Origin of the sequence: Rubrivirga aquatilis, from assembly GCF_046845665.1 — a bacterium.
Lineage (GTDB): Bacteria > Bacteroidota > Rhodothermia > Rhodothermales > Rubricoccaceae > Rubrivirga.
The window spans coordinates 3,358,111-3,372,963 of sequence record NZ_CP177355.1; the positions used below are offsets into that span (position 1 = coordinate 3,358,111).

The 14,853-nt window shown below is 71.8% G+C and carries 11 protein-coding genes; 4 read left to right on the top strand and 7 right to left on the bottom strand.

Features of this window, described 5'->3' with window-relative positions:
- Positions 1 to 100: 100 nt before the first annotated feature.
- From ACLII4_RS14850 to ACLII4_RS14865, 4 genes are all read right to left on the bottom strand, one after another.
- Complete coding sequence (locus ACLII4_RS14850; protein WP_412068181.1) at positions 101 to 1,360, bottom strand: RagB/SusD family nutrient uptake outer membrane protein; 1,260 nt, start codon at positions 1,358 to 1,360, stop codon at positions 101 to 103.
- Between the two features lie 61 nt (positions 1,361 to 1,421).
- The gene (locus tag ACLII4_RS14855; protein WP_412068182.1) at positions 1,422 to 4,490 is read right to left on the bottom strand and encodes a TonB-dependent receptor domain-containing protein; all 3,069 of its coding nucleotides are present in this window, start codon (positions 4,488 to 4,490) and stop codon (positions 1,422 to 1,424) included.
- 248 nt (positions 4,491 to 4,738) lie between these two features.
- Positions 4,739 to 5,089 (bottom strand): MGMT family protein, encoded by a 351-nt coding sequence (locus ACLII4_RS14860; protein WP_412068183.1) that lies wholly within the window; start codon positions 5,087 to 5,089, stop codon positions 4,739 to 4,741.
- Positions 5,086 to 5,883, bottom strand: coding sequence for a prohibitin family protein (locus ACLII4_RS14865; RefSeq protein ID WP_412068184.1), 798 nt, complete (start codon positions 5,881 to 5,883; stop codon positions 5,086 to 5,088). The genes ACLII4_RS14860 and ACLII4_RS14865 overlap by 4 nt, the downstream gene beginning before the upstream one ends.
- A 180-nt stretch (positions 5,884 to 6,063) precedes the next feature.
- Between ACLII4_RS14865 and murB the strand changes: the two genes are divergently transcribed.
- Together murB and ACLII4_RS14875 are read left to right on the top strand one after the other, a co-directional pair.
- Positions 6,064 to 7,182, top strand: a complete 1,119-nt coding sequence (gene murB / locus ACLII4_RS14870; protein ID WP_412068185.1) for a UDP-N-acetylmuramate dehydrogenase — start codon at positions 6,064 to 6,066, stop codon at positions 7,180 to 7,182.
- A 411-nt stretch (positions 7,183 to 7,593) separates the two neighbouring features.
- The gene (locus ACLII4_RS14875; RefSeq protein WP_412068186.1) at positions 7,594 to 10,512 is read left to right on the top strand and encodes an EAL domain-containing protein; all 2,919 of its coding nucleotides are present in this window, start codon (positions 7,594 to 7,596) and stop codon (positions 10,510 to 10,512) included.
- Between the two features lie 28 nt (positions 10,513 to 10,540).
- Here ACLII4_RS14875 and ACLII4_RS14880 read toward each other — a convergent pair whose 3' ends face one another.
- Together ACLII4_RS14880 and ACLII4_RS14885 are read right to left on the bottom strand one after the other, a co-directional pair.
- Positions 10,541 to 11,311, bottom strand: coding sequence for a phosphatase PAP2 family protein (locus ACLII4_RS14880; RefSeq protein WP_412068187.1), 771 nt, complete (start codon positions 11,309 to 11,311; stop codon positions 10,541 to 10,543).
- Positions 11,312 to 11,313: 2 nt separating this feature from the next.
- Entirely contained in the window at positions 11,314 to 11,850 is a 537-nt protein-coding gene (locus ACLII4_RS14885) for a hypothetical protein (RefSeq protein ID WP_412068188.1), read from the bottom strand.
- 62 nt (positions 11,851 to 11,912) lie between these two features.
- Between ACLII4_RS14885 and ACLII4_RS14890 the strand changes: the two genes are divergently transcribed.
- Positions 11,913 to 12,335, top strand: coding sequence for a CoA-binding protein (locus tag ACLII4_RS14890; RefSeq protein WP_412068189.1), 423 nt, complete (start codon positions 11,913 to 11,915; stop codon positions 12,333 to 12,335).
- A gap of 330 nt (positions 12,336 to 12,665) precedes the next feature.
- Here ACLII4_RS14890 and ACLII4_RS14895 read toward each other — a convergent pair whose 3' ends face one another.
- Complete coding sequence (locus ACLII4_RS14895) at positions 12,666 to 13,667, bottom strand: sulfotransferase family protein (RefSeq protein WP_412068190.1); 1,002 nt, start codon at positions 13,665 to 13,667, stop codon at positions 12,666 to 12,668.
- A 194-nt stretch (positions 13,668 to 13,861) separates the two neighbouring features.
- On the opposite strand from ACLII4_RS14895, the gene ACLII4_RS14900 reads away from it, so the two are divergent.
- Positions 13,862 to 14,794: a GNAT family N-acetyltransferase gene (locus ACLII4_RS14900; RefSeq protein WP_412068191.1), complete on the top strand. Its 933-nt coding sequence runs from the start codon at positions 13,862 to 13,864 to the stop codon at positions 14,792 to 14,794.
- The last annotated feature ends 59 nt before the right edge of the window (positions 14,795 to 14,853 follow it).

A 14,853-nucleotide genomic window follows, 5' to 3' on the forward strand; every position in this document is an offset into this window, starting at 1 on the left:
GCTTCGCGAGGGGAAGCGGGGTCCCACCTCGCGAATCGGCACAAAAAAGGGGGCCCGGCGGCGCGATGCCGCCGGGCCCCCGGGTCGGGAGCGCGCGAGCCTAGAAGTTCGGGTTCGCGTTCCGCTCGTTCTGCGGGATCGGCAGGTAGCGCCACGGGCCCGTGACCGGGCCGTCCGCGTTGACGAACGGCAAGCCGAATCGGCGCATGTCCAGGAGCCGCTGGCCCTGGAGGAACAGCGTCCGGTCGCGCTCGGTGATCAGCGCGTCCTGGTCCGCGCTCGCGAGCGGGTCCAGGCCCGCGTCGGCACGGACGGCGTTGATGAAGCCGAGCGCGGCCGACGAGCCGGCGCCAGCGGCCTCCGCGCGGATCAGCGCGGTCTCCTGCCAGGTGGCGAAGGGGAGCGACTGGCCCGGGTCCGTGATCACAGCCTGGCGAACGAAGAACCGGGTCGCGCCGGCGACCGGCGGGGCGTCCTCGACGGCGACGCGCGTGTCGCCCTCGTCCTGGTACGTCTGGAAGCGGTCCGCCGCGACCACCTGGGTGCGGCCGATGCCGCCCTGGGTGTACCAGTTGTTCTGCGACGACGCGTTGTAGTCGCCCGTGAAGGGCGCGTCGCCGGCGACGAGGCCCTGCGCGGCGAAGGACTCGGCCTGGGCGAGGTTGCCCATGTAGAGGTGGTTCCGCGCGATCAGCGTGTTGATCAGTCGGGTCTGGTAGTCGTTGGCGACGAACGCCTTGGCCGCCGTGTACCGGTCGATCGACTGCTGGTAGAGCTGAGCGCTCGGGATGAGCGGGCTCAGGTTCTCCGGGCTCTCCGAGATCGGCGCGCCCGCGTTCGAGTTGGGGTCGAGCGCGAAGTAGCTCGCCAGGAAGTAGCGCGAGACGCCGCCGTAGAAGTTGCCGGTGTAGCTGGCGAGGCGCTGGGCCTCGGCGCCGTCCTCGTCAGCCGAGAACTCGATGGCCGTCTCGGCCCGGCGAAGCAGGTCGTCGGCGAGGTACCGCATCTGGTTGATGGCGTTGTAGACGCCGTCGACCGAGTTGTTGGAGGTCAGGATGTCTCCGTCGTCGATCTCGTCGAACGTCGGGAACGTGGCGCCGTTGACGTCCTGGTCAAAGATGAACGCGTCCGACAGCAGGTCGGCGAGGACCGCCGAGGCGTCGTAGGCGTCGTTGAACGCCTCCTCGACGCCAATGGCGAGGAAGCTGACGGCCCGCTGCTGATTGAGCGAGTCGGTGTCGACGCGGTCGATGAAGCCATCGACGTCGCCGGTAAAGTTGTCCGCAGCGTCGCAGGCGCCGAGCCCGAAGGCGAGGCCGAGCGCGACGGCCGCGGGCGTGAGGGTGGATCGGAAAGTCATAGGGATGGTGGGGTGGCGGTCGGGGGCCGCACTGCGGCGGCCCCCGGTCTCGCCAGTCGCTTTAGAGGCCGAGCTGAAGGGTGAGGAAGAACTGACGCGGGTTCTGCAGCGTCAGGAAGTCCGCACCGCGGGACTGGCTGGTCGCGCCCGCGAAGTTGACCTCGGGGTCGAGCCCGGAGTACTTGGACGTGGTGAACAGATTGCGCGCGGAGAACGCGATGCTCGCCGTCCGGACGCGCTCCAGTGCAGGGACCTCGCCGATGACCCGGCCGAGGTTGTAGCGGACCGAGATCTCGCGGAGCTTGAGGAAGTCGGCCTCCTCGAGGTAGTTCGCGTCGAAGCTGCCCGAGGTGCGGGCGTAGGCCTCGGCGGCCGCGATGTACTCGGCCGTGCCCGGCGTGAGGTCCGTGATGTCGTCGGTCGAGCCGATGCCGAGCTGGTCACGGAGCTGGTTCCGCTGGAAGTTGTTGCCGAAGAGCGCCTGGAAGAGCGCCGTGTTGTTGAACACGCTCAGGCCCGTCGCCCAGTCCGCCAGGGCGTAGACCGTGAAGTCCTGGAACAGCGTGATGTTGGCCGTGAACGAGCCGTTCCACTCCGGGTAGGGGATCCCCATGAAGCAGCGGTCATCGTTCGTGCCCGGGAGGTCGACGCACTCGCCGGAGTCGATCCGGGCCTGGTAGTCGGCCCGGTTGGCGTCCGTGATGCCGGCGTTGGTGCCGGCGAACGTGCCGTCGTCGTTGAAGTTGGCGCCGTTGACGGGCGTCAGGTAGAACGCCGAGCGCGGGAGGCCGCCCGTCACCTCACCGGTGCAGAGCGGGGCCGGGACGTTCGGGTCGTCGAGGCAGACGCCGGCGCGGATGACGTTGGCGTCGAACCCGTCGAAGTCGGGCTGCGACTCGCCGATCGACTTGACCTCGTTGGTCGAGTAGTTGGCAATCGCGCCGAGCTCGAGGCCGAAGTTGCGGGTCCGGACGGCCGTGCCCGAGATCTGGAACTCGATGCCCTGCCCGTCGATCTCGCCGATGTTGACCGGCCGCGTACCGATGAGGCCGGTCGACGGAGCGATCAGCTGGCGGAAGATCGAGTTCGAGGCGTTCTGGTTGTAGTACGTGAACTCGAGGGCGATGCGGTCGAAGATCTCGATGTCGGTGCCGACCTCGAACTCCGCGACGCGCTCCGGCTCGATGGCCGGGTTGCCGATGTTGACCGGCGTGGCGCCGGCGCCGTCGCCGCCGACCTCGGCCCCGTAGAGGAGCAGGATGGCGTCGGCGCCGCCCGGGAGCTGGCCGCTCTCGCCGTAGGCGGCGCGGAGCTTGAAGATGGACAGCGCGCTCGGGACGGCCGCGAACTTGTCGAGCCGGACGGCCACGCGGCCGAACGGGTACACCACGCTCGGGGCTTCAGCGCCGATCGCCGACGAGTAGTCGTTCCGGACGCCGAAGGCCCCGAAGTAGGTGTCCTGGAACGACAGCGACTGCTCGGCGAGCAGGCCCAGCTGGCGTTCGTTGGCGAAGAACTCGGACGCCTGCTGGTAGTCCGAGCCCGAGCCGGCGTCGGTGATCAGCGACGTCGGGAAGTTGTCGATGTCGAAGTCGAAGAACTGGCGGCGGTTGTCGAAGCCCTGGACGCCGACCGAGGTCGTCATCTCGAGGCTCTCGACGGGCTCGTAGGCGTAGCGCGCGTCGACCTGGAACGAGATCTGGTCGTTCTCCCGCGTGCCGAGCCGACGCGAGCCGAAGCCCGGGACGCCCGAGTACGTGAACCCGACGGGCAACGTCTGGTCCTGGCGCGAGTCCGCCGCGTCGACTCCGATGTTGCCCGAGAGCTGGAGGTTGTCGATGGGCGTGTACCGGACGTCGAACGAGCCGAGGAAGCGGTTCGTCCGCAGCCGGGTGTCGATGGCCCGGATGGCCAGCGAGTCGGTGAAGTTGTACGGCCGCGTCGAGAGCAGCGTGTTGCCGAGGTACCCAAACAGGTTGTTGTCGTTCTGGGGCGTCCCGACCGTGTTGAACGTGTACCCGGCGTTCGCGGAGACCGACAGGTTGTTGAGCGGGAACGCCTCAAAGTTGGCCCGGAGGCTCCGGCGGTTCTGGAAGTTGCCGGGCATGATGCCTTCCTCGTCACGCGTGTCGAACTGCGCGAAGTAGCGGACGCTCGGGGCCCCGCCGGACACGCTGACCGTGTGCTGCTGGATGCCGCCGTCGATAAAGTTGGCATTCGCGGCTTCGAACGTCTGGTCCGCCGTCAGCTCGGTGTACTCGGTCTGCTGCGTGTTCTGGCCCGTGACGTACTGGTAGTTGATCTTGAACGGGGCCGCCGACTGGGCGGAACCGCCGACCTGGCCGTTCTTGGTCGTGATGAGCACGACGCCGTTCGAGGCGTCGGTCCCGTAGAGAGCCGCCGCGGCGGGCCCCTTCAGGATGTCGATGGAGGCGATGTCGTCCGGGTTGATGTCGGAGAGGACGCCGACATCCTGCCCACCCGTGCCGATAAAGCCGCCGGTGTACTGGGAGTTCGAGATCCGAACGCCGTCGATGTAGATCAGCGGCTGGCCGGCGCCGTTGAGGCCGCCGCCGGAGCGGACGTTGAAGCGGATGCCGCCGCCCACGTTGCCCGAGGAGGGCTGGACGGAGACGCCCGAGACCTTGCCCGAGACGAGCTGCGAAAAGTCGTTGTAGGGCACGACATCGGTGAGCGCGGCTGCGTCGATGCGGCTGACGGCGACCTCCGAGCGCGAGCGGCTCCGCGAGGAGAGCGCGCCGGTCACGACGATCTCGTCCAAGCCCGTCAGGTCGGGGTCGAGCGTGAACGCCTGCGTGACGGTCTGGCCCGCGGCGACGGTCACGGTGAAGTCCTGGGGCTCGTAGCCCGTGTAGGACGCCCGGAGCACGTGCGTGCCGGCGTTCACGTCGAGCGTGTAGTCGCCGTTGATGTCGGTGGCCGCGCCGCGCGCGGCGCCGACCACCTGGACGGCCGCCCCGATGAGCGGCTCGCCGGAGTCGGCGGCAACGACGTTGCCGGAGATGGTCGCGGTCTGGGCCGCCAGAGGGGCGGCGCCGACCAGAGCGAGGAGGAGCAGGAGCGCTCCGCCGAGAGCACCTCGATGGGTGCGCTGGGTAGTCAAGGTCATGGTGGGGTGGTGTGTGTGTCGCGAGCTCCCCCGGGGGAGTCAGTCGAGGGGCACCGACGCGGCGAAGCCGGCCGGCGGCCCGCCTCTTCGGAGGCCCTTCAAGGGCCGTCTCCGCGGGGTGTTCGTCCAGTCACAATAATAGCTTCATCCCGCAACTCCGTGGGCGACATGTGCCCAGAGAGCCCCGTGTACACGCCGAACGGACGTACGCCCGGCCTGAACGGCGGACCGACAATTGCCCTGCCCGATCAGGAACCGGGGGCGACCGGGTCCCAAAGGTGCGCCGCGAGGTCCACCTGGTCGGGACCGAGAAACGAGACACCCTCCGCCGCCAGCCGCTCGGCCATCACGGTCGGCGTTTCAAAGTGGCGCCGGCCTGAAAGCCGGCCCTCGCGGTCCACGACGCGGTGGCAGGGCACGTCGAACGGGTCGGCGTCGCCAGCGATGGCCTTCAAGGCCCAGCCCACGCCTCGTGACGCGCGTGGCGCCCCGAGCGCTCGCGCGATGCGGCCGTACGTCGTGACGCGGCCCGGCGGGCAGCGCCGGACGACCTCGTAGACACGGGGGTAGAAGTCGCCGCCAGGGGCGTCGGCACTCACTGCCCGCCCAGGATGAGGGGCAGCCCGTCCTCCCCACCGATGACGACGACCTTCGCGTTCTCGGACTCCGCCAACGCCCGCGTCGCCTGGATCCCCTCGTAGCGGAGGTACTGCGCCGACAGGCTCTCGGTGATGAGCCGCTGATAGGTGGCCTGTCCATCGGCCTCGATCCGCTTGCGCTCCGCCTCCAGGCGCTCGCGGTCGATGGAGAACGAGACCTGCTGGGCCCGCTGCTCCTCGCGCAGCTTGACCTCGATGGCCTCGCGGACCTGCGCCGGGAGCTCCACGTCCCGGATCAGAACGTCCTGCAACGCGATCGACTCGTTGCCGATGGCCGTCCGGACGCGCGTCTCGATCTGGGTCTGCAGCTCCTCGCGCCGCGTCGAATAGAGCTCCTCGGGTTCGAACTGGCCGACCACCTCGCGAGCGACGCTCCGCACGACGGGCTGCACCAGGCGCTGGTAGTACTCCGGTCCGTAGGTCGTGTGCAGTTCCGGGAGTTGCGACGCCTCGGGGTGGTACCGCACCGACACGTCCATCCCGATCGTGGCCCCGTTCGAGGACAGCACCGAGATCCGTTCGTCGGCGTTCTGAATCCGGACCTCGTACTCGATCATCCGCTCCCACGGCCACACGAGTTGCAAGCCCTCGCCGTACACGGCGTCCATGTCGGTGCCCGTCAACCGACTGTACTTGACGCCGCGCTGGCCCGAGTCGATGACGGTGGCCACGCATCCCGCCATGCCCATCAGCAACAGCGCACCCAGACCGACGAGGATGCCGGGGCGGGACACGGAGGGGGGACGGCGAGGGAGCTGAATGCGGGAAGCCATTGGAGAGCAGGGGAGATTGAGAAGAGTACGGGACGTTGGGGGCCCGGAGTTGCGAGGGAGTCGGCCGCCGTCCTCACGGCCCTTTGTCGACGGGCCCTGCGCGAGCGGACTAAACTGGAGGCGTCTCCCCCCTCCCCGCCCGTGGCCCTCGTCTCCCCCGCCCCCGACGCCCCGCTCGCGCCCGCCGAGCGGGCCCGCCGCGAGGCGGCCTTCCGCGACGCCCTGGTGGCCCGCGTCCCCGGCCTCGACCCGGCCCGCGTCCGCCGCGACCACCGGCTGGCGCCGTACACCACGTTCCAGATCGGCGGGCCGGCCGACGTGTTCTTCGAGGCCCACACCGCCGACGAGCTCGCAGCAGCCGTCGGCGCCGCACGCGGAACCGGCGTGCCGTATTTCGTGCTCGGCCTCGGGGCCAACATCTTGGTCGGCGACCTCGGCTTCCGGGGCGTCGTCATCCGAAACAAGGCGACGCACGTCACCATCGATTCGGCGAGCGGGCGCGTGACGGCCGAGAGCGGAGCGGTCGTCTGGCCCGACCTTATCCACGCCACGGTCGCCGCCGGGCTTGGCGGCATCGAGCACTACGCGGGCATCCCGTCGACCGTCGGCGGGGCGATGTGGCAGAACCTCCACTTTCTCTCCCCGCCCCCCGAGCGCGAGCGGACGATGTTTATCGCCGAGGTGGTCGCCGAGGCCGAGTTGCTCGGCGCCGACGGCTCGCGCCGGACGGTCGACCGCGAATGGTTCGACTTCGACTACGACTACTCGACGCTCCACATCACCGACGACCTGGTGCTGAGCGCCACCTTCGAGTTGGCGCCGGCCGACCCCGCCGTGCTCCAGGCCACCATCGACGCGAACCTGGAGTGGCGCGGGGCTCGCCACCCTCCGCTCGACACGCAGCCCTCGGCCGGGTCCGTGTTCAAGAAGATCGACGGCGTCGGCGCGGGGCGGCTGGCGGACTGGTGCGGGCTCAAGGGCACGCACATCGGCGGGGCGATGGTGACCGAGCGCCACGCCAACATCCTGATCAACACGGGCGGGGCGACGGCCCGCGACGTGCGGCACCTCATCGGCTACGTGCAAGAGACCGTCGAGCGCGAGCAGGGCTACCGCCTGAGCACGGAGATCGGCATGATCGGCGACTTCGGGGCCCTGGGTCGGCTCCCGGCTCCGGGCTGGGAGGACACCGACGGCTTCGAGGCGGGCGTCCCGCCCGGCGGCCACCCCGAAGCGCACCGCGACGCCGAGCGCCGATAGCGCGTCGCTCTGCACGTCGCCGGGCAGCTTGGCCCAAGGACTCGGTCAGGTCCCCCCTCGTCATCCTGCGCGTGCGAAGGCGCTCGGCGCCAGCGTCCCGGGCCGTAGGGACGGGATGGAGCGGCACGCAGGTTCGAGTTGGGACCCTTCGCGAGCCCCGCGTGACGGGGCCGTGGTGCGGGAGCCCTGACCGACTCGGGCGACAGCGGCGGCTCGCGGCGATCGCGGCGGAGGAGGAAAAGAGGGAACCCGGAGGGGAAAATCGGAGCATCGGCGCGAGCCGCCGGCGCGCACGGGCGCCCACTGCTTCCCCGAAACGCGTTGCGAGGGGGCGAATTCGGGAGCATCCGCGGCGGCCCGTCCCGCTCGGCACGGCGCGTGCACGGGAAGCCAGCCGATCCAGCCCGACCGATGCCCCCGCCCGACCGCCACGCCGAACGGCTCCGCCTGCTCGCCGACGTCATCGCCCACGACGGGAGCGCGTTCGTCGACCGCGTCCAGCGCGCGCTCCGGCTCGCGACGGACCTCTTGGGCTACGACATCGGCCTGCTGAGCCACATCGTCGGGACGCGCTACACCGTCGCGGCGGCGCACGCGCCGGAGACCGGGATCGAGCCGGGGACCGTCTTCGACCTCGGCGACACCTTCTGCAGCCTGACGCTGGCACGCGGCGACCTGCTCGAGATCGTCCGGGCCACCGGCTCCGAGGTCGAGGCGCACCCCTGCCACCGCGAGTTCGGCCTCGAGAGCTACCTCGGCGTCCCCATCCGCGTCGACGGCGCTGTATGGGGCACCCTCAACTTCTCATCGGCGGAGCCCCTGGCGATCCCGTTGGAGGCCGCCGACCACGACCTCGCCCGGCTGTTTGCCGTCTGGATCGGCGGCGTGTTGGAGCGGGAAGACCGCGACCGACGGATCGCCCACGAGGCCGGCCGGCTCGCGAGCGTCGTCGACCAGGCGCCGCTCATCGTCTACGGCATCGATGCCGACGGCCGGTTTACCATGTCGGAGGGCGCTGGGCTGCGCACGCTCGGGCTCGACGCCAGCGAGGTCATCGGGCGGTCCGTCTACGACGTGTTCGGCGTGGAGGCGGCCGCGCCCATCCGCCGGGTGCTCGCGGGCGAGCCGCAGTCGTGGGACGCCACCGTGTGCGGGGTCGTGTTCGCCAGCCAGGCCCGCCCCGTGCGCGGCGCCGACGGGTCGGTGACCGGGCTCGTCGGCGTCGCCGTGGACGTGTCGGAGCAGGCCGAGGCCCGGCGCGCGCTGGCCGCCAGCGAGGCCCGACACCGCGCGCTGGCCGAGGCCACCTTCGAAGGCATCGTCTACAGCATCGACGGCGTCGTCGTGGACGGCAACCAGCAGGCCGCTCTGCTGTTCGGGTTCGAGAAGGGGGCCGACCTCGTCGGCCTGGGCGCCACCACCTTCGTGGCCCAGGAGTGGCACGAATCGGTCGCCAGCGCCATCGCGACGGACCGGGCCGAGGCCTATGAGTGCGTGTGCATCCGGGCCGACGGCTCGCGGTTCTGGGCCGAGGTCCAGGGCCGCCGCGCTGAGCACGAGGGCCGTGCCGTCCGCGTGACGGCCATCCGCGACGTGACCGCTCGGAAGGAGGCCGACGAAAAGCGGCGCTTTCAGGCCGACGTGCTCGCCCACGTCTCGGACGCCGTCGTCGCGATCGACCTCGCCGGCCGCATCACGTATTGGAACCAGGGCGCCGAGGAGCTCCACGGCCACCGCGCCGACGGGGTCCTGGGCCGCGCACTCGCCGACGTCGTCCACTACGCGCTCCCGGACGACCAGAGCTCGGTCGCCGACGACCTCACGCCCGAGGCCGCCCTCCGCAGCGAGGCCGCCCGCAACGGGGAGCTGGTCTACGTCGCCCCCGACGGCCGCGAGCGGTTCGTGTCGGTCTCGACGAGCGTGCTCACCGACGAGGCGGGGTCGCCCCGCGGGCTGCTGGCGGTCTCGCGCGACGTGACGGCCCGACGCCGGATGTCGGCCCGGCTCCGCCACCAGGCCACGCACGACGCCCTGACGGAGCTGCCCAACCGCACCCTCTTCCGCGACCGGATCGAGCGGGCGATCTCGGCCGGCGCCCCGTTCGCGGTCATGTTCATCGACCTCGACCGCTTCAAGGTCGTCAACGACTCGCTGGGCCACGAGGCCGGCGACCGGCTCTTGCGCGAAGTGGCCGCCCGCTTGCGCGCCGCGCTCGCGGCTTCGGACGCGGTCGTCGCCCGGCTCGGCGGCGACGAGTTCGGCGTGGTGACCGCCACCACCGACGCCCCCGCGCTGGCGCAAACGCTGCTTGATGCCCTGGCGCGGCCGCTCGACCTCGGCGCCCGCACCGTCGCCCCCGGCGCCAGCATCGGCGTCGTCGCCGACGCACAGGACTACGACGCCCCGGGCGCGCTGCTCCGCGACGCCGACACGGCGATGTACGCCGCGAAACGCGCCGGGCGCGGCCAATTCGCCGTCTTCGCGCCCGCCATGCACCGCGAGGCCGCGTTGCGGTTCGGCCTCGAGCACGACTTGCGCTTTGCCGCCGCACGCGGCCAGATCGTCCCGTACTTCCAGCCCGTCGTCGACCTCGCGACGGGCAGCGTCGCCGGGTTCGAGGCCCTCGCTCGGTGGCACCACCCCGACCTCGGCCCGCTCGCGCCGAGTCTGTTCATGCCGCTCGCGGAAGAGCTCGGCCTCGTCTCCGACCTCGACCGCTGGATCCTCGACCGCACCTGCGAGGCCGTCGCGAACTGGGGCGGCGAGGCCGTCGACGCCCTGTCGTACGTCAGCGTCAACTGCTCCGACCGCACGTTCCTCGCGCCCGACCTCGCCGCGCACGCCCGCGCCGCGGCCGACGCCGCCGGGCTCCCGCCGGACCGCCTGGTCCTCGAACTCACGGAGCGCGCGCTCATCGACGTGGACGCCGCCCGCGAGGTCGTCGACGCCGCCCACCACCACGGGCTCCGGCTCGCCATCGACGATTTCGGGGCCGGCTACTCGTCGCTCGGTCTCCTGCACGCGCTCCCCGTCGATGCCCTCAAGATCGACCGCTCGTTCGTCTCGGACCTAGACGACAGCCCCTCTGCGCGAGCCCTCGTCCGGGCCGTGGTCGGGCTGTCCAACGATCTCGGAATGATCTCGGTTGCCGAGGGCGTCGAGACGCCGGGTCAGCTCCGAGCCCTGCGGGCGGCGGGCGCGACGCACGGCCAAGGCTTCCTGTTCGCCCACGCCCTCCCGGCCGACGACGCCCGCGCGCTGCTGGCATCCCCGTCGTGGGCGGAGGACTGGGAAGGCTGGGTGGCCGGGGGGGCGGTGGAGAGCCTGTAGAGCACGGGCGTTCGCGCTCTCCGGCGCCCTACTCGCTTTCGTCCACGGTGTGCTGCGCCCGGTTCGTCTCCGCCTGCCCGGCCCGCTTGCGGCGGTGCTCCACGCCGTCGACCACGAGGTAGACCGCCGTCAGCCAGACGAAGCCGGAGGCGAAGCCGGCCAGCACGTCGGTCACGTAGTGGACGTTGAGGTAGACCCGGCTCAGGCCGATGGCCAGGATCATCAGCGGGCACAGAACCGCCGCGAGCGCCCGCCACAACGGTTTGTCGGTGATCTGCCAGACGATCGTCAGCACGGTCCCGTAGAACACCGTCGACGCGAAGGCGTGGCCCGAGGGAAAGCTGAAGCCGGTCGCTTGGATGACCTGCTCCGCCGGACGAGGCCGCGCAAACACGGTCTTCAAGCCGAGCACGACGAAGCCCCCGAGCCCCGACGCGAGCACCAGTTGGAGCGCCTCCCATCGGCGCCGGAACACCAACAGCAGGATCGCCACCGTCACCACCAGAACGACGAACGCGACCGTGCTCCCGCTGTCGGTGAGCCCGACCACGAGCGGCGTCAGGTCGTCGCTGACGATCGACCGGGCCAGCTCCATCGTGGCCCGGTCGACGTCGGCGATGCCACCCGCATCGGAGTAGGTGTCTTGAAGTTCGACGAACGCCGCCAGCGCCCCAAACGTGGCGACGACGGCGAGGGTGAGGCCCAGCCCGTACCGAGCGCCCCAGCTGAGGCGCGCTCGGAGAAAGCGGGCGACGCCCGAGGCTTCGTGAACGACGGCGGAGGGGACAGACTCGGGCATGACTAGAGGATGAGAACCACGATGGCGACGAGGCCCGCCAGCACGACGGCCCCGTTGAGCACGCTCAGCCCGACGAGCGCCAGCGCGAACGGCAGGCTGGCTAGACGGACGAACCGGACGGCCCCGAGCGCCTTGAGCCACCCGCCCTTGGCGGTCAGCGCCAGCCCGCGCGCGGCCCAGACGGCGCGCACCAAACGACCGAGTGCGCTTCCCCCCGTTCCGCTGGCGACGGTCGCGCGAGCGGCGGTGCGGACCTGGCCGGGCAGCGACGCGAGGTCCGCCAGCGTCCACCCGGCTAGGGCCACGGCGGCGGCGGGGACGGCCAGGACCGCCGCCAGCACCGCGCCGCCGCTTGCGGTCACGGCGACGCTCGCCTCGGCCACGGCGGCCCCGACGGCGACGGCCGACAGTGCGCCCGCGCCCGCCCACCGGTACGCCACACGCGACGCCGCCTCGACGAGGGGGAGCACGCGGCCCAGACGCGCCAGCCCGGTCGGCGGAACGGCCTCTGGTGCGGGGGCGGCGGTCGAGGCAGGCATGAGGGTTGAATCCACGGGGCGGCGGCGGGCGTTGGGCGCCCTCCTACGTTGCTCCCCCCGCTATGAGTTCGCTCGACATCGCTGACACCTTGCGGGCGGCCCGGACGATCGCGGTCGTCGGGTGCTCCCCGCGCAGTTTCCAGACGAGCCACCGGATCGCCCGCTACATCCAAGAGGTCGGGATCCGGATGATCCCCGTCAACCCGAACCAGACGGAGATCCTGGGCGAGACCTGCTACCCGGACCTCGTCTCCATCCCGAACGACATCGAGGTCGATGTGATCGACGTGTTCCGCCGTCCGGAGTTCGTGGCGGACGTGGTCCGCGACGCCGCCGACCGGGCTGAGCGGACCGGCCGCGCGCCCGTCGTCTGGACCCAGATCGGCGTGCACTCGCCGGAGGCCGAGCAGTTGGCGGCCGAGGCGGGGCTCCCCTACGTCGCCGACCGCTGCCTGATGGTGGACCACGCCCGGCTCGGCGCGTAGCGATCAGATACAACGACGGCGGGCGAGCCCAAGGCCCAGCCCGCCGCCGGTGTCGTCCTGTCGGGGAAACCCAGGCACCACGTGGGGGGCCGTATCGGGTTGGGTACCGATGGACGGACCCGACGCGTAGCGCCGGGCACCATGTCCAGGCAGGACCCAGCGAACGTAGGGGTTCGCTGGCGATCCGACCCCGGCGCGGACGGTCTTCGTGCGGATCGGGGACCGATCGGGGGCTTCCCCCGGCCCCGCGCTAGCGGCATTCCCCCACGCCAGCCTCCAGCGGTGGGGATCACCTTGTGATTTCGAAGGATCGGCCGGCTCGGGAGGGCGCTACTCTCCGTACCCGAACGCCTCGACGTGGGGCGTGAGCGTCGCTTGGGCCTCGGCGTCCAACGTCCCCCGCCAGCGGCCCGCGTTGACGCGCGACAGGTCGAAGCCGAGGACGGCGTCGTGCCACGCGATCCCCAGGAACGTGCAGACCTCACGCAAGCGGGCCTCGGGCTCGGCGGCGAGGTCCTCGAGCCGGACCTCCAGCACGCGGTCGGCGGGCACCTGCTGGCGGACGTGCGCCCACCGGTCGAGCACGTCCGCGACGAGGCGAGCGGCGTCGGCCGGACGCGACGGGCCCCACCCCATCGAGGTGTACGAGGCGGCGATGTCGCGCGGGTCGCGGATGACATGGACGAGCCGCGCGGACGGCAGCAGGTCGAGGATGGCGTCGAACCACAGGACCGACCACGTCTGCTTGTCCAGGAAGTAGTCGCGGCCCGCGTGCGCCAGGCTGTCGGCAGCGACCGCCCGCCAGAAGCCGCCCACCATCTCGGCCAGCGCCACGCGGCCGTAGGGCCCGCCGACGCGGATCTCGGCGCGAGCGCCGCCGGGCGTCCCGGTCCACGCCCCGGCATACGTGTAGCTCGTCAGCGCGTCGATCAGCTGGCGCGAGCGCTCGCGAAAGGTCGGGCAGACCTCGAGGGCGCGGTGGCCGGTGTACGCGGGCACGGCGACCCGGCCGACGGCGTCGCCCAGCCCCAGCTTGCGGGCGACGCGGCCTGGAAACGCCCTCGGCCCGTCGTCGGCGACCGCCGCCAGCAGGGCCTCCAACCGGCGCAAACGAACGTCCGCGTGGAACGGGCTCCAGCCCGACTCGAACGCCCGGTACGTGTCGACGAGCCCGTCGGGGTCGATGGCGAACCGGAGCTCGGGGAACGCCAGCACGTCGGGGTGGCACGCGAGCGCGTCGCGCAAGGCCGTGGTGCCGCTGCGGCCGGTCCCGCCGATGAGCCCGAGCGGGACGGCGCCGGGCGCGGGGAAGTCTGGGGGGGCGTCGGGCATGGCGGGTAGCTTAGGGCCTATCCGGAACGCCAGCAGGGAAGAAGGAGCCCGAGCGAACGGCCGCTGAGCAAGGAGCGCGAAACAGACGATGCACCGGCATCGGCGATGCAGCGCGACGACGCGCAGTGGCCGTGCAGCCGGGCGACGTCGAGATGGCGTTTCGGATAGGACCCTGATGCCCGCCCCGCCCGCCCGTGACCGTCCGCCTCTCCCCTGCCGACCCGCGCTACGCGGCGCTCTGGGACGCCAGCCCCGACCGGACGCCGTTCGCGCACCCGGCGGCGCTCGCGGCGTACGCCGACGCCTTCGGGCTGGCGCCGGCGGTGCTGGCGGTCGAGGACGAGGGCGCGCTGCTCGCGGCCGTCCCCGTGTTCGAGAAGCGGCGCGGGCCGTTTGTGGCCGCCTCGCTGCCCCCGCTGTGCCCCGTCCTCGCGCCCCTGCTGGCGGCGCCCCTCGGCGAGGCCGACACGCACGCCCGGCGCTCCCCGCTCGACCGCCTCCTCGCCGGGCTCGGCGACGCCGTCGACCAGGCCACCCTCGCGCTCGGGCCCGGCGACCTCCGCCCCTACGCCTGGGCCGGCTGGGCGCTCACGCCCCGCTCGACGTACCGCCTCGATCTGGGCGACGGCCCCGCGGCCGGGTTCTCCTCGAACGTCCGCCGCACCGTCCGCCGCGACGCCGACGCGTTCGTGGTGTCCGACGACGGCGATCCGGGTGAGGCGGTCCGCCTGATGGCGGAGGGCTATGCGCGCGGCGACGCCGAATTGGGGATCGACCTGGGCGCGGCCACCGGGCTGGCGCAGGCGTTCGTCACGTCCGGGCTGGCGCGGACGTTTGCGGCCACGCGCGACGGGACCACCGAAGCCGCCATCGTCGTCGCCAGCGACGGGCGGACGGCGTATTACTGGATCGCGGGCAGCACGCCGGGCCCGGCGATGACCGTCCTCGTCGCCGACGTGCTAGCGCGGCTGGCGGCCGAGGGCGTGGCGGCGTTCGACTTCTGCGGGGCGAATACGCCGTCGATCGCCGAGTTCAAGCGCCGGTTTGGGGCGCAGCTGGCGCCCGCGCCGATCGCCCGACTCGTCGCGAGCCCGGTGCTTCGGATCGCCGGGCGGCTCCGCCCGTAGCGCGCCCATCGTCGCAGCGTCTTGACCCAACGGGGCCGGGTTCCGGCGTCATCTTCCCG

What these genes read in the sequence shown, in the direction of transcription:
- ACLII4_RS14875 (WP_412068186.1), top strand. Translation starts at nt 7,594, where the DNA reads ATGCCCCCGCCCGACCGCCACGCCGAACGGCTCCGCCTGCTCGCCGAC.
- ACLII4_RS14890 (WP_412068189.1), top strand. Translation starts at nt 11,913, where the DNA reads ATGAGTTCGCTCGACATCGCTGACACCTTGCGGGCGGCCCGGACGATC.
- ACLII4_RS14895 (WP_412068190.1), bottom strand. Translation starts at nt 13,667, where the DNA reads ATGCCCGACGCCCCCCCAGACTTCCCCGCGCCCGGCGCCGTCCCGCTC.
- ACLII4_RS14885 (WP_412068188.1), bottom strand. Translation starts at nt 11,850, where the DNA reads ATGCCTGCCTCGACCGCCGCCCCCGCACCAGAGGCCGTTCCGCCGACC.
- ACLII4_RS14855 (WP_412068182.1), bottom strand. Translation starts at nt 4,490, where the DNA reads ATGACCTTGACTACCCAGCGCACCCATCGAGGTGCTCTCGGCGGAGCG.
- ACLII4_RS14850 (WP_412068181.1), bottom strand. Translation starts at nt 1,360, where the DNA reads ATGACTTTCCGATCCACCCTCACGCCCGCGGCCGTCGCGCTCGGCCTC.
- ACLII4_RS14880 (WP_412068187.1), bottom strand. Translation starts at nt 11,311, where the DNA reads ATGCCCGAGTCTGTCCCCTCCGCCGTCGTTCACGAAGCCTCGGGCGTC.